This window comes from Neorhizobium populisoli (assembly GCF_019430945.1).
Taxonomy (GTDB): Bacteria; Pseudomonadota; Alphaproteobacteria; order Rhizobiales; family Rhizobiaceae; genus Neorhizobium; species Neorhizobium populisoli.
In genome coordinates, this window is the sequence record NZ_JAHYCB010000008.1 from 170717 (window position 1) to 188760 (window position 18044).

At 55.7% G+C, this 18044-nt stretch carries 13 protein-coding genes and 1 pseudogene; 7 read left to right on the top strand and 7 right to left on the bottom strand.

The genetic code is table 11. The features are described 5' to 3' along the window. The first annotated feature begins 163 nt into the window (after positions 1-163). A pseudogene (locus KX729_RS22965) lies at positions 164-1223 on the top strand (IS630 family transposase). A gap of 103 nt (positions 1224-1326) precedes the next feature. Here the strand turns inward: KX729_RS22965 and KX729_RS22970 are convergent. The 3 genes from KX729_RS22970 to KX729_RS22980 form a co-directional block, all read right to left on the bottom strand. Continuing rightward, on the bottom strand, positions 1327-2340 hold the full coding sequence (locus KX729_RS22970) for an ABC transporter substrate-binding protein (protein ID WP_219744816.1): 1014 nt from the start codon (positions 2338-2340) through the stop codon (positions 1327-1329). Positions 2341-2522: 182 nt separating this feature from the next. Beyond that, positions 2523-2723: a type II toxin-antitoxin system VapC family toxin gene (locus KX729_RS22975; RefSeq protein WP_219744817.1), complete on the bottom strand. Its 201-nt coding sequence runs from the start codon at positions 2721-2723 to the stop codon at positions 2523-2525. Next, the gene (locus tag KX729_RS22980; RefSeq protein WP_219744903.1) at positions 2720-2977 is read right to left on the bottom strand and encodes a type II toxin-antitoxin system VapB family antitoxin; all 258 of its coding nucleotides are present in this window, start codon (positions 2975-2977) and stop codon (positions 2720-2722) included. Before KX729_RS22980 ends, KX729_RS22975 begins: the two co-directional genes overlap by 4 nt. Positions 2978-3160: 183 nt before the next feature. Between KX729_RS22980 and KX729_RS22985 the strand changes: the two genes are divergently transcribed. The 6 genes from KX729_RS22985 to KX729_RS34440 all read left to right on the top strand — a co-directional run bounded on the left by KX729_RS22985 (position 3161) and on the right by KX729_RS34440 (position 12823). Next, positions 3161-4297, top strand: coding sequence for an RHE_PE00001 family protein (locus KX729_RS22985; protein WP_219744818.1), 1137 nt, complete (start codon positions 3161-3163; stop codon positions 4295-4297). A 122-nt stretch (positions 4298-4419) separates the two neighbouring features. Next, the gene (locus KX729_RS22990; RefSeq protein ID WP_219744819.1) at positions 4420-6621 is read left to right on the top strand and encodes a CHAT domain-containing protein; all 2202 of its coding nucleotides are present in this window, start codon (positions 4420-4422) and stop codon (positions 6619-6621) included. A 142-nt stretch (positions 6622-6763) separates the two neighbouring features. After that, positions 6764-7663 (top strand): pPIWI-associating nuclease domain-containing protein, encoded by a 900-nt coding sequence (locus tag KX729_RS22995; protein WP_219744820.1) that lies wholly within the window; start codon positions 6764-6766, stop codon positions 7661-7663. Between the two features lie 568 nt (positions 7664-8231). Beyond that, positions 8232-9098: a hypothetical protein gene (locus tag KX729_RS23000; protein WP_219744821.1), complete on the top strand. Its 867-nt coding sequence runs from the start codon at positions 8232-8234 to the stop codon at positions 9096-9098. Between the two features lie 540 nt (positions 9099-9638). After that, positions 9639-11309 (top strand): ATP-dependent nuclease, encoded by a 1671-nt coding sequence (locus KX729_RS23005; RefSeq protein ID WP_219744822.1) that lies wholly within the window; start codon positions 9639-9641, stop codon positions 11307-11309. Further along, positions 11306-12823 (top strand): UvrD-helicase domain-containing protein, encoded by a 1518-nt coding sequence (locus KX729_RS34440; RefSeq protein ID WP_219744823.1) that lies wholly within the window; start codon positions 11306-11308, stop codon positions 12821-12823. The genes KX729_RS23005 and KX729_RS34440 overlap by 4 nt, the downstream gene beginning before the upstream one ends. Here the strand turns inward: KX729_RS34440 and KX729_RS23015 are convergent. From KX729_RS23015 to KX729_RS23030, 4 genes are all read right to left on the bottom strand, one after another. Then, the gene (locus KX729_RS23015) at positions 12820-13695 is read right to left on the bottom strand and encodes a hypothetical protein (protein ID WP_219744824.1); all 876 of its coding nucleotides are present in this window, start codon (positions 13693-13695) and stop codon (positions 12820-12822) included. The genes KX729_RS34440 and KX729_RS23015 overlap by 4 nt on opposite strands. A 145-nt stretch (positions 13696-13840) precedes the next feature. Then, on the bottom strand, positions 13841-16051 hold the full coding sequence (locus KX729_RS23020) for a hypothetical protein (protein WP_219744825.1): 2211 nt from the start codon (positions 16049-16051) through the stop codon (positions 13841-13843). Between the two features lie 36 nt (positions 16052-16087). Next, positions 16088-17356, bottom strand: a complete 1269-nt coding sequence (locus tag KX729_RS23025) for a hypothetical protein (RefSeq protein ID WP_219744826.1) — start codon at positions 17354-17356, stop codon at positions 16088-16090. 80 nt (positions 17357-17436) lie between these two features. Then, the gene (locus KX729_RS23030) at positions 17437-18030 is read right to left on the bottom strand and encodes a poly-gamma-glutamate hydrolase family protein (RefSeq protein ID WP_219744827.1); all 594 of its coding nucleotides are present in this window, start codon (positions 18028-18030) and stop codon (positions 17437-17439) included. Positions 18031-18044 lie beyond the last annotated feature (14 nt).

The following is an 18044-nucleotide window of genomic DNA, read 5'->3' on the forward strand; positions in this document are numbered from 1 at the left end:
CCAGGTTTCTTCTACTAAAGTCACGAAAGCCTCCAAGAACCCTAAGGTCGGCGTGAGGGTCCGAATGTGATGCGGGGGCTAATACCAATTGTCATTGAATCTGACGCTCGGGATTCCCAAAGTCCGGCGAATCTGAATCTCTTTTGGAAAAGGGAGGTTTGCGATGGGTTCAGCTATTTCGTTACGGGCGGACTTTGATGGGGCCAAGCTGCGGCTTCTGGCGCGGCAGACACATGATGCCGATCAGGCTCGACGGCTCCTGGCGCTTGCCTCGATCTATGATGGCGGCTCGCGTGGTGACGCCGCTCGGCTTTGCAGCGTCACGGTTCAGATCGTTCGCGACTGGGTCGTCCGCTTCAATGATCGGGGTGCCGACGGCCTGATCAATGGCAAGGCTCCGGGCAGGCCTTCGCTGCTGAACGACGAACAACGGGCAGCCTTGGCGCGGGCTATTGAACGCGGCCGACCCCGTTTCTGGATGGGGTCGTTCGATGGCGTCTGTGCGATCTGGCGCAATGGATTTGGGAGGAGTTCCGGGTCTCGGTGAGCGAGGAGACCTTGGGGCGCGAGGTGCGCGCCATGGGGTATTGCAAGCTTTCGGCTCGCCCCCGGCATCATGCTCAGGACGCCGAAGCAGTGGAAGCATTTAAAAAAACTTCCCCACCGCAGTGGCAGAAATCGCCGCCGGCCCCGCCAGAGGCAGGAGGATCGAAATCTGGTATCAGGACGAAGCCCGAATACGTCAAAAAAACAAGATCACGCGACGCTGGGCGAAGCGGGGATCAAGACCCTCCGCCCCGCACGATCAGCGCACGCGCTCAGCATACATTTTTGGCGCTATCTGCCCAAGGCACGGTAAAGCAGCCGCTCTCGTCATGCCGTGGTGTGACACCCATGCCATGAACCAGCATCTGATCGAGATATCCCGCAACGTCGCTGACGACGCCCACGCCATCCTCATGATGGATCAGGCCGGGTGGCATATGTCCAACAACCTGGCTGTCCCCGAGAACATTACCATCCTGCCATTGCCGCCCAAATCGCCCGAGTTGAACCCTGTCGAAAACATCTGGCAGTTCATGAGGGAGAACTGGCTCTCTAACCGCGTCTTCAAATCCCACGAGGATATTGTCGATCACTGTTGCTACGCGTGGAGAACCCTGCAAGAGCGGCCATGGAGTATCATGTCCATTGGACGACGACAATGGGCGCAAGGGTTCTGATCAATGACGGTTGGTATAAGACACTGCCTAGAAGTTGCTAGACGACGAGTATGTTGCCGACCAGAATTCGGGCGCGCGAACGATCTGGGTTATACCTCGACTTTCAAAGCCGCGTTTTGAGGTCCAGTCCGACGCCTTTGCAGGAGAAGCGGGTATCAAATGCTTTGCTATAGTCGACGTCCGGCTTAAGCAATCTTACCCTTACGAGGTCATCCGCGAATTGTTTATAGCGCTCCGCGGTCATACAGCCAATCCCGTGGCCGATCGCATCACCACTGTCAACGATGCCGTAGCTCTTGAGTTTATCCAAGGCATATGCGATTTGGCCGTCGGTCATATCAGGGTTGGTCTTCTTAATTAGCGCATTCGCGGCCGAATTATCTCCATAGAGATAGTTATACCAGCCTTCTATTGAAGCATCGACAAACCTCTGGACCTGATCAGGGTTTGTTTCGATCCGCTTACGCTGAACCGTTATTGTTGTCGCATACGGCCTGTAGCCAGCGTCGGCGAGTAGAAATATCTGGGGGTCAACTCCGGTGGCTTCCTTGATCTCGTAAGGCTCGGACGTCACGAGGCCCTGCTGCGCCGAATTCGTATTCGCCAAAAAGAGCGCTGGACTGAAATTATAAGGTCGGAACTGCTCATCACGAAATCCACTGAAATTCGCCTTCATCCATTGAAAATAAGCACCATAGCCACCTTGTGTCATGAAAATGGTTGGGAGCTTTGCAAGATCGGCAAATCCGTCGACACCGTTGCCCGGATGCGTCAGAAGCACCTGGGCATTCTTCTGGTAGAATGCTGCGACATCCACGAGCGGAATGTTCTGCTCGACAGCTTCAAGCTGCTCCTGATGGGTCCCAAGATAAAAATCGAGTTTGTCGGCCAGCAGCAAGGCGCGATTTCGTGTGCCGGGTCCACCCTGCACGATGTCGACGCTCAGGCCGTAGCGCGCGTAGGTGCCATCGACGATCGCTTGGTAAAAGCCCCCATGATCGGCCTCGGCAAGCCAATCAGTACCAAAACGCACATTTTCGAGTGCGATTGCGGTGTTGCCTGAGGTTAGAATGCAAAAGAAAGTCGCAACCGCTGAGGAAATTCGCAGATTAAACATGAGAACCGCATGCACAAATTAAGAGAATCGAAGCTCGACATCTTTATCCGAAAACGATCACGCAAGCCCAGCAATAACGACGTGTACGATTCAAACAAGCCGCTGCCTGTTATAGGATGCGAGCGGCACGGCCACTTCTCCTTGTGGCATCATTGTAGTAGCTGGATGCCTGCTGAATCGATCTATGGCGCGACTGTTTCGGCAAGCCGCTTGATCATCTTCGCCGCGCTCGTGAACCCTTTACCCGACAATACCATCCGCGCTTCAAATAAGGTGGGCCAGCCGATGATGACGGGCTCGCGCCCTATCAGCGGCCTAAACGTCTCGACCTCCGGCTCGTTCATGGACATTGCGATGATAACCGACGTATCGACGGCGATCATATGGGCAGACCGTTCTCGTCGTAAAAATCATCGTGGGCGGACGTGGTGCCGGCTGGGATGTTACGCCGGTCCTCGGCCGCCAGGTCCCAGACCGCGTCCATGGGATAACGAATCTTGTCCTCACGCAGCTCCTGATCATATCGGTCGAGCGCTAGCTCGACCAGCCGGTTAATCGGCTGGCCTGTGCGGCGGGCAAGCGCATGGGCCAGATCGCGGGCCTTGGTGCTGCGGATGGAAAGCTGCGGTTCGGACATGGTCTTCCTCAACAAAGTTCTCGTCGGAAATATAGCGATTGCGACAGGAGATAGCAAACAGTCAAGCCAGGATGGCTAACCATCGATAAGCAGTACTTATCGATGGTTAGATCACCACCCAACAATCATACCATGTGGCGAACCATAAGATTTAGATAGAGTTCGTTTAAGAAGTCATTTACCATGATTTCAATGGCTTACGATCTCACGAAAATCAGCATGACAACCCTGATGCGGCCGGCTTTTGATGCGGCTGTCGCTCTGACCCGTCTCGACGAGCGAATTTCTCGCTCGTCGGTAGGCGCCGGCTTTCTCGAGCGCCAAAACTTTGCCGACGCCTGTGCCTCACTGTGGATCGACGGCGAGCTGGTCCATCTCGAAGACCTCGTCCTCCACGACGGCACGCGGGATATTCGCACACCCACCCATGAGCTGACAATCGCCCGCGACGTGCTGCGCACCCGTCGGCGGGTCGCCGGCCAATCCCCGGATTGGGCGCTCTCTGCCGACGGCATCCGCTCGCTGCGGAAAACCTCGGAGATCGGGTCGGGTGACGGGTACGAGGCGACGACGGCCGGAGTTACTCGGCCGGCGGTCGAGATCGCCGAAGGGGAGGGCGAAGATGTCGAGGACATCGAAAATCTTCCCGACATCGACTATGGCGCCATCGATGCGGTGCTCGCCCGATCGGAGGCCGCGATCGAAAACGCAACTCGGCCCGGGCGGAGTGGCGCCGCGGATAGAGACGCACTGATCTATGATCTCGACTGGGACGAGGATTCCAGGCTCGGCGAATGGCGCGGCGTGCTGCGCCAGGCCGAACACCTGCCGGCGGTGCTGCAGGCGATCGTCGCCCTCGATGCCTGGAACGAGTTGTCGGTCCTGCAGCACGCCCCCTGGCTCGGCCGGCTGTTCGCCGCGTCGATTTTGCGACAGGCCGGCATCACCACCAGCGCCCATCTGGCCGCCATCAATCTCGGCCTCAAGACCATTATCGTCGATCGGCGCCGGCATCGCGATCGCGAGACCCGGCTGCTTGCCATTGCCCACGGTTTTCTGGCGGCTGCCGAGATCGGCATGAAAGAGCATGACCGCCTGGCACTGGCGAAAACGATGATGGACCGGAAGCTGGAGGGGAGGCGAACCTCTTCAAAACTGCCAGAGCTGGTCGAGTTGGTGATGGCAAAGCCGCTGGTGTCGGCGGGGATGGTGGCGAAGACGCTCGAGGTGACGCCGCAGGCGGCGCGGCGGATCGTTTTGGAACTGGGGCTGAGGGAGATGACGGGGAGGGGGAGGTTTCGTGCGTGGGGGATAATGTGATTAGCGGAAGCGCGACCCAAGAGGAGTAGCAAAGCAGGTTGTGCCGTTGCAGCTCACACGGCATACCTTCTTCGAGGATGTATGCCGTATTGTAGCTAACTGATTTGGGGGGGGCGGGCGTTTTGGACGCTAGTCAGGAGACGATTGACTTCGAAACAAAACGAAGATGGGCTGCCGTCACTGAAATTAACTATGTCGTTGTCCTGGAAGACGGTGGGCTTGAGAGTGCCAGCCCCTTTCAAGGGATTTCGAATCGTTTCGACGAACTCGGATGGACACTGCGGCAGATTCTCGATCTTCCACCCGATCTGATAAGTCCCGCCTTACCTCCTCAAGGCAAGATCGGCATGCGTGTCACAGGGCGGGGGTGGAATTGGATGCCGTTGATGGTATCCGAACTGGAGAAGATAAATATCGGTGAAACAGAACCGTTCTGGGTCGCCATTAGTGGGCATGCCGAGGTCGCAAAGCGAACAAAGCGATGGTGCTCACGCCAGCGTTTTCCCGTATTTCATATCACAGATGGGTACCTTGGTGACGCACGGCCAGGTGAGGCGAATCGAGAACGAATCAGGCGTCATTTGAGGAAGGTGCTAGAACACCTCCCTCGATCGTTTCCATCTGCACTTCGTGCGAACCTTGGAGAAATGATCGACGGCTGGCGCGCTGATGAAAACTTCGCGTTGTCATTCACACCTCGGGCCCATAATTGTACGCTTCCAAATTTATTGACGCTCCAAGCCGTTGGCGCAGACATGAGCGCCGAGATTGGGCTAAATCCTTTGGTTGGAAATGAAGGAGAGTTCGTTGACGCAATAGAGGAGTCCACTTTGGAGGTCCTCGCGCTGAGAGCGACAGTCGCTGGGATTCCTGCACTCCGAGTTCAACCCCAGACGCCCGATATTATTGTCGCTGCGCCCGCAGCCTACTCACACTTTCGCGCGAGAATGCGTCGATCAAGTGATCTACCGCCCGGATTTCGCGAAGCAATCCAACTGCAGCAGCGTCAGACCGGCTATCGGATGATGATCGAAGGTTTTTCTTTCCCACGCGAATTGATCTTCAGCCCCGGCTGGCAGACCGTGATGGCAATTCGAGCGCGGGAACTTCAGCTTCAGACACACGCAATTGCATTGAGAGCGGCATCGACCGTCGCGGCCACCATTCGCCTTCCGAGTGGCGTGAACACATTCCCTGACCTGCGAAACTTCACCAACCACATACGCGGCAAAAGCCGCCCCAATAAGCTCAAGAAGACCATCAGTCTCTTTCAAAAGGTTCAGAGCGCGTTAATCGAACACTGCAGTGGCGAGCTTCTTGAAAAAATTGCGCTGAGCAGGAGCGGCGTGAAGCTTGTTTCAGACGCGCCGCTGGAGTGGCTCCCTTGCGGCGGCTTGCCGCTTGGTATCGCCCGTGACGTTTCGCGGATACCGGCGACGCCGGGCAACTTGATGATGATCGAGCTTGTACCACCGCGGCGGATGTTTCTTGACCCGAGTGCCTTTGAAGAGATCCTCGTTATCTCTTCATTTCGGGAAGACGACCATCTCAAGGATATTCTTCTCCGAGCAGTCGAAGGTGCGGCCCGAAGAATCCCCGAACATCTACGGATTAAACACGTCAGGGCGCGTGACCGAGCGGAACTGGTCGATGCAATCAATTCTTTTGGAGGAGCTATGGTGATCCTTGACTGCCATGGCAACCACAATGAGCGAACCGGCGTAGGTACGTTGAGGATCGGAAAAGACGACGTCGATGTTTGGGAACTGAGAGGAACCCTCAGATCGCCGCCCGTGGTAATCTTGAGCGCTTGCGATACGCACGCCCCGGATCGCACTCATGCAACGGTTGCTAGTGGTTTTCTCTCCTGCGGCGCAAGAGCGGTACTCGGCACGTTTCTTCCCATTCGCGGCGACCGGGCCGGGGTGTTTGCCGCCCGCCTAGCGCATCGCGCCTCTTGGTACGTCAGCACGATTGTCGACAAGGTTGAAATGCCCGTACTTTGGAGTGAGGTCGTTGGCAGCATGATACGCCTCGATTTCCTTGCAGAATTGATCAATCAAGTTCAGCGCAGGCGATTATTGTCCCAGAAGACGTGGGAAGAGCTTCGATTTGATGTTGATATGATCATTCACTCTCGAGATCCTAACTGGTGGTCGGCAGCCAGTACAAAAATCAAGGAAGTAACGAACCTAGCGGACGAGGAATTTGAAGGCTTGGTGTCGTTGGCTATCGGATCTGGAGACAGCGTTCGCTACACGCATCTCGGGAATCCCGAGACAATTTGTATCACGAATGAAGAAATCCTCGGTGCGTTCGGCTGAAGCGCTTGGCTCTCGAGAATGGTGGCGAATGGTCTCCGGCCAATGCTGATGCTACTTTCCAACAGAAAGCCAAGGCGGCGCGGCAGCTCCAGAGGCAAATTTCAGTAGCTAGATAAGCACTTCGTGGGTTAATGATTGCAACATGAGTGAAGGACAGTCAAAAACTGCGGAACTGGACCGTTTAAGCGGATCGTTGGGTGACGTTCTTCTTGATGAGTTCTCCAGGGAGGTGCTCAAAGGTTCGTTGATGGCCTATAGGTCGCTCGACAACCCCCTTCGCCTGTCGCAGTTCTCGACCGGAATTCGCGAACTGATCGGTCACACACTTTCTACACTCGCAAGTGACGACGATGTCAAGGCTACCAGTTGGTTCATGGTCGAGACACCCGATGGCCGGCCGACACGCCGACAGCGCGTCAAATTCGCCATTCAAGGTGGGATGACGGACGGTGCGATAGCAGCGCTTCAGGTGGATACCGCGGAGATTGATGTCGACGTCCGAAAGGTCGTTGATGGGCTCAGCAAATATACCCACGTTCGTCCGGATACGCTGAAGGTGGACGCCGACGAGGCAGAAGCTTTTGCCTGCGAAGCCGTTGCGACCTTTCTCGAGTTTTTTGAGATTCTTGATGACTGCCGCAAGAGCATCCGGCGAGCTGTCGAGAATGGTGTCGACGAACACGCTCTCGAAGTTTTCACGCAGGAAGTCTATAACGAAATAGACATCCTCTCGACCCGCTCAAGCGTTGATGCGGTCCAAATTGAGAAGTTCGAAGTTGTCGCTATCGGTCCCGCTTTCATCACTTACGCGGTTTCCGGCCAGGTGTACGTTGATCTTTCGTACGGATCCAAAAGCGATTTTCGCAACGATATGGGAGCCGAGATCAGCACCGACTTCCCGTTCAACATGACGACTACGGCACCTGTTGGAAACATAAGCCATTTTGAAAATGCTGCGGCGCGGATCGATACGTCGAGTTGGTATGACGACGATGATGACGGGGAGGGCGAAGATCTTTTCCTCAAGATCACAGACTACTAACCTGCGGTAGGTGCCCCCTCCGATCGGCATCTGCCATCCTGCGCCTCGGAAAACAGCATGATGGCCAGACGGACAGCAGCCCTTTTTCAAACTATGCCCAGTCTCAATTCAAATGCCGTGTCATCTTCTGATATCATTACACCCGGAGCCTTCCGATTAAATGCAAAACGACATCATCTTATCATTTAGCAGCACTGGGAATTGCTGTAGGCTCAGGTACCGCTACGGAATTTCAAGTTGCTCCCACAGGCGGATTCAGCAAACCTCCTTCGATTGACATCTGAAATAATATAGTACCTCCCATGGTGAGTGCGGCTTCGGCTTGCGGTAAAACTGCGAGGCGTCCAATGCGGAGTGCTTTATGGCTAGGTCAGCTGATTTTTCACGAAAAGTTGTCGAGGCTCTTGCAGCGAGGGCGGGGTATCGGTGCTCTTTTCCTGGATGTGAAATGCCAACGACTGGGCCGAGCTCAGAGAGCAGGCTAGGAGTCTCACGTATTGGCATGGCTTGTCATATTTACGCCGCTGCTGATGGCCCTGCCGCCAGACGGGTTGATCAGACTCGAAGCATGGCTGAATTGAAGGCGATCGAAAACGGTGTGTGGATGTGCTACACACATGGTAAGCTGATCGACACGGACGAATGCACATATTCTCCGGAACTCCTCAAGGACTGGAGGGATTTGGCGGAGCGTCGGGCTCACCTGCGATTGGAATTTTCGGAAGCGGTAGATCTTTCTCGGGTTGCATCGTTGCCGCTCGCTCGCGCAAAGATTGATTTGTTCGAGCCCGATACTGGCCATAGGATCGAGGGCTTCTTACGCGCAAGCGCAATGGCACAATCTTGGGGCAACGATGAAGCGCTGGGGACACGTGATTTGCTGATCGAGTTGGCTCGAAATGCACTGACCCACGGCCGTGCGACTGGAATTCGTTTGGAGGCAACGGTTGATAGCATCCATCTTTCTGACGACGGCCAGGTGTTCCCACTCAAGGAGCTGTTGCGTTCGGCCGGTAAGCGTGGCGGGGCTGCGGCTCTTGAAGCGATATCTACGATGCACGACCAACTTGTTGTCTTCCATCGTGCGACCGAAAATGGAAATCTCGTAACCATCACCCGCATCGAGATGTCTCCTGAAAGTCCGGCCCTTTCTCCCTGTAGCTTTAGACTGACCGGAGGCTGGCCGAATGCGACGAGTGCGATCGAATTCGTCGAAAGCCACGGCGAGTGCGAGACGGTGTTTTTATTTCCGACGCTTGGAATTCTCTCTTACAGCGATCTCTTCAAGTTATCGGATGAAATAAAGCAACGAGGGATGTCTGGGCGAGATATTGTGTTGGCGATGCAGGCGCATTCGGCCGGCATTTTGAACTTCGTTGAACGTGAAATGCCCAACGTACGCTTAGTTGAATTGAAGCGGCGTCCACCTGCATAAGCCCCTACACTGGTTTGCTTGATGTTGAACGGTTACGGCAGGGAGAATATAGTCGGATCATCGCAATTCCGATATTAGGTCGCCCTGCCTAGCCTAAGCTAATTGAAGTTCCTTGATAAATTTCTGGCTTTCGCGTCTTCGGTCCAGCAAGCGGATTGCCCAGCTCTGGATAACGGGTAGGACCTTTGCATAAGCTCGGATCCGAGCGGATGAGCCGAAAGTGATCGTGGAGTTCTGCCTCTGGGAAGCGAGGCACAAATAAGTCCTACATGCGGTTCCCTTTTAGAGCTCAATCATTCCCGGCGGCAGAGGACCGTGCCGCCTGGCAACGCCGAAACATTTGTTAGTATTCTTCGTCTAAGCGGTCCAACTGGGCATACCGCTGGAATTGACTTGATATTATCCGCAATCCCGACAGCCTAAGGAAATCCTCTTCTAGTTGATTCGGTATCCCGGATGGTAGTGCAGCCAAGAGTTCGGCGTCTGACAGTCTCAAATTTCCGTGGCCTCGCCCATACGGAGTGGTGGCCGGCTGAGGGTATGAACATCATCATTGGCGGCGGCGACTCGGGGAAGTCTACGCTTCTTCATGCTCTATCGCTCTTGTTCAGTCCGACCAACGCCGTCCAACTCCTGGAAACCGACTACTACAATCGGCTACTGGAGCCCGGCTTTACGATCGAAGCAACGATTTCACTCCCTGAAGATATTGGCCTGGCAAACTTCCAACAGGCTTTGTGGCCATGGGAGTGGGATGGCGAGAAAGCGGTGCTACCAGACAACGAGCGGGAAGGGGCGCTGCGCGATCCGGTCTATATTTTCCAACTGGTTGGCACCTCCGATCTGGACCTCGTCTGGCAGATTATCCAGCCGAACTTGGAACCAGTGAGCCTTTCGACTGGACTGCGACGAAGGGTCGGCATCGTGCGTTTGGCCAACGACGATCGAAACGATCGCGACTTGCGTCTGGTATCGGGGTCGGCGCTCGATCGGTTACTATCGAAGGGAAACCTCAAATCTCGAATTAGCAAGGAAGTGTCAGCGGCTGACTTGTCCAACGCAATGACAGAAGATGAGCAACGGTCGCTTGAGACGCTCGACAAATCGATGGCCGCCGCGGGTCTTCCGAGTGGCCTTGATATCGGCCTGACGAGTAGTCAGGGACTCTCGATCGGAGCACTTGTCGGGTTGCTCGCTGAAAAGACTGGTACGCTGCTTCCGGTCTCAAGCTGGGGCGCGGGGACACGCCGAATGGCTGCACTCGAAATTGCCAGAGCGACGGAAGCATCGACTCGATTAACGGTGATCGACGAGATCGAGCGCGGACTAGAGCCGTACCGGTTGCGTCAGCTCCTAGAGACGCTTTCGGTGGACGAACAACAGTGTTTCGTGACCACGCACAGCCCTGTCGTCTTGGCCGCCGCAAAGAAGGCTGCGCTTTGGTACATCGATGGCAGTGGCCGGGTTGGGCGTCTCCCTCAGGATAAGATCGCCCGCCAGCAGTTGCGCGATCCGGAGACATTTCTCTCAAGAGTTCCGATCATTGCTGAGGGGATTACGGAGGTCGGCTTCCTGCGGGTCCTGCTCAAGCTCGTCTTCGACGGCAAGGACATGGTCCATGGCATAAGAGTGGTGGACGGGGGCGGCAACGAGGCCATGCTTGGCGTGCTTGAGGCACTTAAAGATGCGGGCATCAGTGTTGGGGGCTTCTGCGACGATGAAGGCAAATTTCCGGGCCGTTGGGCCAAGCTCAAGGCTGCCGCGGGTCCGAAGCTTTTTCAGTGGCAAAATGGCTGCCTTGAGGAAAACATCATTGCGCACGTTCCCAATTTATCTCTGTTTTCGCTTGCGTACGACAACGATGGTGTGAGCGGAGATCGGCTTCGGACGCTGGCTGATCGTCTTGCTATTCAAGATAAAAGCGAGAGCGCGATACTCAGCGCATGTGGGTCTTATGACAGTCTGCGGAAATTGATCGTTCAGGCTGCAACCGGTGACAGGAGCGGAGCGCCCAGCGAGCCGATTGGTAAAGAATGGTCGAAACATAGTCAGAAGTGGTTCAAGACGCTGCCTGGTGGCGCGGAGCTGTGCGAGAAAATGATCGGCTTAAGGCTGTGGCATCTCGTTGAGCCATCCCTGTTGCCGTTCCTTAATGCAATCCGGGCCGAAGTTGGTGAGGTCGCCCTGCATCCTGGAGAGCTGACACTGTGACGGACCAAGACGTCGCATTTCTTCTCCGCAGTGATGTTGCCTTAGCAACGATCGAGGCACCGGCCGGCTGCGGGAAGACCTTTCAGGGCGCCAATTACGCGCTCGACGCTGCCTCTTCGCTTGCGGCCGGTCGCGTGCTGATCCTTACCCACACCCATGCTGCTCGATCAGTGTTCGCAAACAGAACCCGCAAGCTGCTCGACCGAGTTGAAATTCGAACCCTCGACAGCTTTCTCACTGAAATCGCTGCGATGTATCACCGAACCCTCGATCTTCCGGTAGATGTAGGGTCCTGGGCCCGCGAGAATTCGGCGTATGATGTTGTCGCTGCCAAGTGCAGACAACTTCTCGAGTGCTCGGGAAATGTCGCACGTGCCGCGGCTCTCAGGTATCCGATAATCATTTGTGACGAACATCAAGATGCCAGCGCTGATCAGCACGCAGCGGTCATGGCGATCCACCGAGCTGGCTCTCGCGTCCGATTGCTCGGGGATCCGATGCAGATCATTTACGGCGGCGCGGGCACTACTTCAGCGGCAATAAAGCGTTGGGAAGCACTCAAAAACGAAGGGGGGTGGGGGAATTTGGCCAATCCCCATCGTTGGCGTTCGGGCTCGATCGAGCTCGGGGAATGGGTGCTTGCAGCGCGAGAAGCACTTGCCTCCGGCAAGACGATAAACCTCGCCGGAATGCTACCAGCTGGCCTTACAGTGCTGCATGCGGCAAATTCTGCGCCGGTCGCCCACAAGGCCATTACCATGACTGCTGACGATCGTCGCGAAGTGTCAGAGATTACTCGGAAAACTTCGCAGCTATTCGTACTCACCGTCGGGAATGACCGTGTCAATCATTTGAACGCGTTTTTCAATCGTTCAGTTCGGATTTGGGAAGGGCACGGACGTGAGGCACTTTCCTCGCTGGTCAAGTCAATCGAAGATAACCCGCGCTCGGCATCCGGGATTGTCGAAGCGCTGCTGACGTTTGTCGAAGAAACATGCACCGGGTTCTCCGCATCACTTCATGGCCGGCGGCTGCGGCAAGAGGTACAAGATGGGTGCTGCAAACCGGCGAGAGGAATGCCCGCCCACCTGCAGGCGATTGGCCGCGCTATCTTGGATGAGCCAGACCATCGCGGAATCAGTCGTGGCCTTAGCCTTCTACGAACTCACATCACATCGAAGACGCCAGGTTTCGCCAAAGCCACCATCAATCTGAAAAGCGAGTTCCAAGACGCCGTCAAGCTGGGGGGTTACCCTTCCGCCAACGAAGGACTTATCGAAATTACGAGGCGGAGAACGTTTTCCCATCCCCAACCTCCAGCGAAGTGCATCAGTACCGTCCACAAAGCGAAAGGGCTTGAGTGCGACAACGCACTGGTCATGATGTGTGACAAGCAATCGTTTGCAGACACCGAGTACAAGCGGCGGCTGCTGTATGTCAGTTTGAGCAGGGCGATGAAAAATTTGACGCTGGTGATTTGCCGTGACAAGCCGAGTCCGCTTTTCACTCTTTAGACCCACCGGCGTCGCCCGCTCCGTTTCGAAGCCCGTCTTTCCTCTTCTCGGCGCCGGTCCTGAGAGCGACCACTGTCGGGCCGAATGGCGTAGTCGAGATCCTCTAAGCACGGTTTGGACATGTTGAAGGTCACATTCAGCGAGTGGTAGCCAAGTTCGTCATAGTGCAATTTTGTTAGGAAACCTGCATGGATCGCAGCCGCAATGAGGACGCCATTGGGAACGTAGTGTGGGCCAAGCGGCTCCCCCTCAGGATATGCGCATTCGAAATTTTCAGCGATATGCTTTACCCAATAGCTCCCCGTGCCTTTCCTGACGGTTTTTGTCCGGACCACGTTTTTGAGCAAGGCAAGCGATGCGAGGAAAGGTGTCGCTGCATACGAGCTCAGCAATTCGTTCCGATCGGACAAAAAGCGGGCATAGCGTTCCTCGGCGCTTTCCCATTTTCCGCCCTGCTTTCTCTGAGATCGCCGATAGCCGATCCCCCATACACTGAGATGTTCATTGGCCGCAACCACGTTCGCGATAGCGACTTTGGCCACCGCTTTGTAAAAAACGCTGGCTTTGACCGCAAAACCGCGGCTTTCAAGGTAGTCGCGAAAGGCAGCTCCATTTGCGGTGATCGGAAAAGAGCTCCGTTTCGAGGCTTCTCGTGCGGAAGCATAACTCGCGAAGCCCAAGCCCCTGCCGAGGGCTTCGCAGCGGTGGGAGGACTTTACCTCGGGTAGCGAAATTAAAAGCTCGCCTTTTATGGCAGCGAGGTTTGTGGTGTTCGCAATGATAGCGAGCGTAAAATAGGCATCTCCAGCCTGGCATGCCGTTCGCCGATTACGCAGCACACCGCTGTTAGATGCAGTGGCAAAGTCGAACAATATGAACCGTGGCGTTTGACTCGGCGACAAGTCATGGGTGCCTGACCTCAATATCAATCTGCACTGAGTCGGGTGGTCAAGCAAGAGCTTCGTATGATCAGTCAACGCAACTCGGCGATGCTGGCAGTTGCCGCTTGATCTCGGCTTATCGGAGAAGAAGCGGATTCAGCCCGGGCAAGGGATGACGCCGGCGCCTAAAGATTTCTATGAAATCGTAAGCCTCGGCGGTCCTCGGAACGAGCCAGTATAGCAACAGGAGATCGTCCTGCCCGCCTTGCTCGAATGCAGCTTGGGAGCAAGAGCGCAGATTGTTTTCGAGTTGCACTGATGATGTCGGCGCGCCGACCGCGATGGCAATTGTATGCAGCTTCCTGCGGGCTCCAAACGTCACACCCGTTTGAAAAAACAGATCGGGTCGACGGGCTACTTCCCGCTGGCCCCGTCGCACGAGCCTCTCTATCTTTTGCTGGCCGGCTACGTCGATATTGAGCAGACGGTCGCCGAAATGGATCCAGCCGTCCGGTCGCTTTTCCTCTAAGGCGGTCAGCAGGCTGGTCCAGAATCTCGTGGTTGGCGCCGCCTGCGAAAAGAGCCTCAGCTGCCGTTCTTCGTCCGGGACGTATGTTAGGCTCATCGAAAGGCCATACCAGCCGTGATCCGCGCCGTCGTATTCGACTTCCCCCAGGTTGAAGCGGTTTTCCAGGTATAGCGCCAAAAGGTCTAACTCGTCGGCCGTATAGGTCGCATTTCGCTCAAGCTCCGTCCGACGGCGAAGGTAGTGGCATCGATCTATCTCTCTCGGCACCAAGTCAAAGACTGTTTCCAAATCAAAGACAGACAGCGTCGGCGCAATGTCTGAGGCCTCTGGCACGAGGCCGGCTGCTTTCAACTGCGGCCAGTGTGAGGACAGCGGGCCAATCACATCGTGAACGATATTGAAGCGATGAACAATGAGGACATCCTTGGGCGCAATGAAAAATTGCCCTTGCCGGCTTTCGAACGATAACACTCCTTTCGAGCCGATAATGCGCTGCTTCAATCGCAGAGACTGCGCCGAGGGCGAGACGACAAGGTCGTCCAGTGCCTCTTTGAGGCTTCTGATCGCTCCCCGACGAGCAGCTCCGCTTATTTTCGCGGACTTCGCCTCGAAGATTAGAACAGTCTTGTCAATGACCGCCACGAGGTCGGTTTCCCATGTGGTCTTCCCACCATCCTCGGACCACTTTACCTGTTCCCGGACATCGGCGTGAGGGAGGCCTTTGCGCACTACGGAACTCAACCGGTTCTCCAGCCAGTCTGCTCTGGCTTTTTCTGCAGCCTTCTTGAGTTTAGGGATTTTTGCGCAGAGCCCCTCGATGATCTCAGCGAGATGAACGCCAAGAATCTGTGGTCCCGCACAGAAGACAGATGTGTGGTCGATGCCAATGAGGGGTCTTAACTGGACAGGATTGTCGAGATGCAGATGGTCGAGATCAGCCTGCGTGACTGCGCCAAAGTCTAGCGCCAGCAAATTCAAGACCGATCGCATCGCTTCCGTTTGCTCGCCGGGCAGGCCAGTCATGAGTTCCGCTGTCGACAACGTGAACAGGCTGACGAGACGCTGTTCATTGATGTTCCATAAAAACGCTTCTAGCTGCTTCCGATTGTGCCGGTACTGGGCCGCGCGAGCTGTGATGTCTGCCTTTGCGCCCGGATCAAGATCCTGGGTGAAGGCCTCGAGCATGGCACTTCCGGATTTTTTGGTCATCCAGGTGCGCATGTTTTCCAAATGCACCTCGAGCCGTTTCTGGCAAATGTCGGCCACGGCCGATAGAGCGGCGACAACTGCCGTCGCGTCACATCCATAATGATGCCGGAAAGACGAGTTTACTGAGGAGGCAAGGTCGCTCGCGTATTCGCGGGTCTGAAAGCCCTGTCGAGCGCCTCTCACAGCGAGCTTCCACCGTTGTATAAGGTTCAGCATGTCCCGCTGCCGGTTTTCGGCCTGATCGGCTGTAACTTTGCTTTTTGCCTGCTCTTGGTAGGCTTGAGCATTCTCGCCGATCAGGTCGATGATGCGCTGTGTAACGCCCGGGTAATCGACACCTGGATCACCAGTAGCTCGAGCACGCGAGAGAGCCAGCGCTTGAATTAATTCGAGATGAAAGAGCTCCAAACCCGGCTTGCGGGAGTGTTTCTTCTGACTGACGGTTGAAAGGAGTACCGAAAAGCCGGCGCGGGCCAAGATTTCCAACCCGTCGACGGATGTGCTCTCTGCAACAAGTGATGCGAGCGTTGTCTGGAAGCGCTCCGTCGCGGCCCTGCCTGCGGCGTGCGCTTCAGCTACCTCTTCAGGGGTCAACGGGCGTGTGTTCACCTTCTCTCCCTCTCTCCTTTTTGACCACGGAGGAAATCAGCGCCAGGCGCGCCCACCGACTACAGTCGGAAGCGCCAGTTTCGCCCTTTGATTTTCGTTCGAAAGGGTCTCGTCATACAGCTGCGACCCATCACCGAAGCCACCCGCCAGCCAGGCATTGTCGATAATAGGTCGTAGGCCACTGATCGTGATCGCTGAAATAGAAGGAAGCGTGATGGTACCCAGATTGAGAAAGGGAACGCGTAGGGGTCTGCTCGCCTTATCGCGCCACATTAGCCGTACGTCATCCATTCCCTCCAATGAGGCATGAATCACAAGCGAGCTGTCGCCCCCGATAGAAAGGGCAATGGCGCCCATCCTCTCCGCCATCTCAATGATTCGCGCCTCAAGGGCGTCGAGCTCGACAAGTATGTCCTTGTCGTCGTCTATTCTGGCACCGATCATTGTGGCACCGTCAATGGCGCCGTTTCGCAGAACCCGCATGTACCAACGCGATTCCGGATTAGGCCTATTCAACGCGACCCGTGGCGGGTCATAGTTTGCCCACTCCCTTATATTCACATCTGAAACGCTGTCTCGATAGCCTGCCGGCAGAAACTTTGTCCGTGCGGCATTGACCCGGGCAGGGACAACGGCGGTTTCATCTGCGGCCGAGGCACTTACCAATTGCATGGTAACCTTGGGGCCGGGGACGACAGTCGGAATCTCAGCCCGACCGTTCATATGCATGACATCAGTCAGAAGGTCACGCGCTGAGGCGACCAGATGCTCAGGAGGCTTCACGCCGGCGCGGCGCTGAAGGACATGTTCTGCCATGACCTTGAGTCTATGAACGAGCTTCTCCGCGAAAGCTGTACGAGTTCGCCGACGCACATCGTCGCTCGCAGCATCATCGAGAGAATAGCCTGTCGGGTGCCGCAAATGGGCAAGATCGAATGGAAGGTCTTTTGGAGATCCAAACGCCGTGTTCATGACCGAGAGGATTTGACCGTCAGTGAGGACACCTCGCGCATATCCGAATTCGATCATCACATTTGGATTGGGAACCTGCTTGCCGTTCTGCGTTGTTGCTACGAAAGTGACATCTCCGACGAAGATCTCGCAATCTCTTATCTTGCCGAGGATTGTTTCGCTTACCGGCGGTGTGCCGGGTACATCGGCGGTGTCGGAATCGAGGTGGACCTCGATCCCATGGTCTTCGGAAAGCATTTTGATCGCGGCTTCGAGTGCCAGCCGGATAAAAGTGCCACAGACCTTCCGCTCGCGGTCGCTTTGCCAAGAGTAAAAGAGATGGATAGGGCGCATAGATCAACTCTACCACTGGTTTTGCCGCACTTTGCGGATCCAAAGCGTCGATCCCCAGAATTCATTTGGATCGTCGTTGGCTACTTCTCGATTTCACTAACTGCCTCACGGATTGCATCAACGAAGTCAGAGAGCGTCGGACCGGTCTGTTCCCCGAGTGCGCTCGTCAGCCGATCACGAAGAGCCCGCGTGAGTTCGAACTGTATCCCCATCCCAGACCTGCCGCGGTTGCATAAATTGCGACGATCGCTTCCTTGGAGCATTGGATCCCGGTGAACGTCGATAGCGAAACCTCTACGTTTGAAACTTTTCGCCAGTTTATCGATGAGGGCACGGTGTCTCCCGCCGAGATAGATAACCTCGTCACTCCCCTGACAGCCATGCATGGCGATCGCGACGTCGCTCCCGCCAACAAGCGAAAGCCCTGAAGGCTCGTTGAAGTTGGTAGAGGTAATGTGGAGGTCGCGGTTTCCAGCCGATTTTCTCCCTTCAAACAGATAGAGGCTAAAGAGCTCGCCGGCCACGGCTCTGGCGAGTTCGGATGTCCCAGGTTCGATTTTTCCGCCGTGTGGAGCGACAACACATATAGACGAATGCCGGTTTACTGCGACGACGCTGAAAGCGTGCTGATCTTCCGAAGCCAGCAATTCTTCAAAGCACTTATATCGGTCCATAACCTTCCCTCCCG

Coding starts and splice junctions, on each gene's coding strand:
- KX729_RS22970 (WP_219744816.1), bottom strand. CDS start 2,340: ATGTTTAATCTGCGAATTTCCTCAGCGGTTGCGACTTTCTTTTGCATT.
- KX729_RS22975 (WP_219744817.1), bottom strand. CDS start 2,723: ATGATCGCCGTCGATACGTCGGTTATCATCGCAATGTCCATGAACGAG.
- KX729_RS22980 (WP_219744903.1), bottom strand. CDS start 2,977: ATGTCCGAACCGCAGCTTTCCATCCGCAGCACCAAGGCCCGCGATCTG.
- KX729_RS22985 (WP_219744818.1), top strand. CDS start 3,161: ATGATTTCAATGGCTTACGATCTCACGAAAATCAGCATGACAACCCTG.
- KX729_RS22995 (WP_219744820.1), top strand. CDS start 6,764: ATGAGTGAAGGACAGTCAAAAACTGCGGAACTGGACCGTTTAAGCGGA.
- KX729_RS23000 (WP_219744821.1), top strand. CDS start 8,232: ATGGCTGAATTGAAGGCGATCGAAAACGGTGTGTGGATGTGCTACACA.
- KX729_RS23005 (WP_219744822.1), top strand. CDS start 9,639: ATGAACATCATCATTGGCGGCGGCGACTCGGGGAAGTCTACGCTTCTT.
- KX729_RS23025 (WP_219744826.1), bottom strand. CDS start 17,356: ATGCGCCCTATCCATCTCTTTTACTCTTGGCAAAGCGACCGCGAGCGG.
- KX729_RS23030 (WP_219744827.1), bottom strand. CDS start 18,030: ATGGACCGATATAAGTGCTTTGAAGAATTGCTGGCTTCGGAAGATCAG.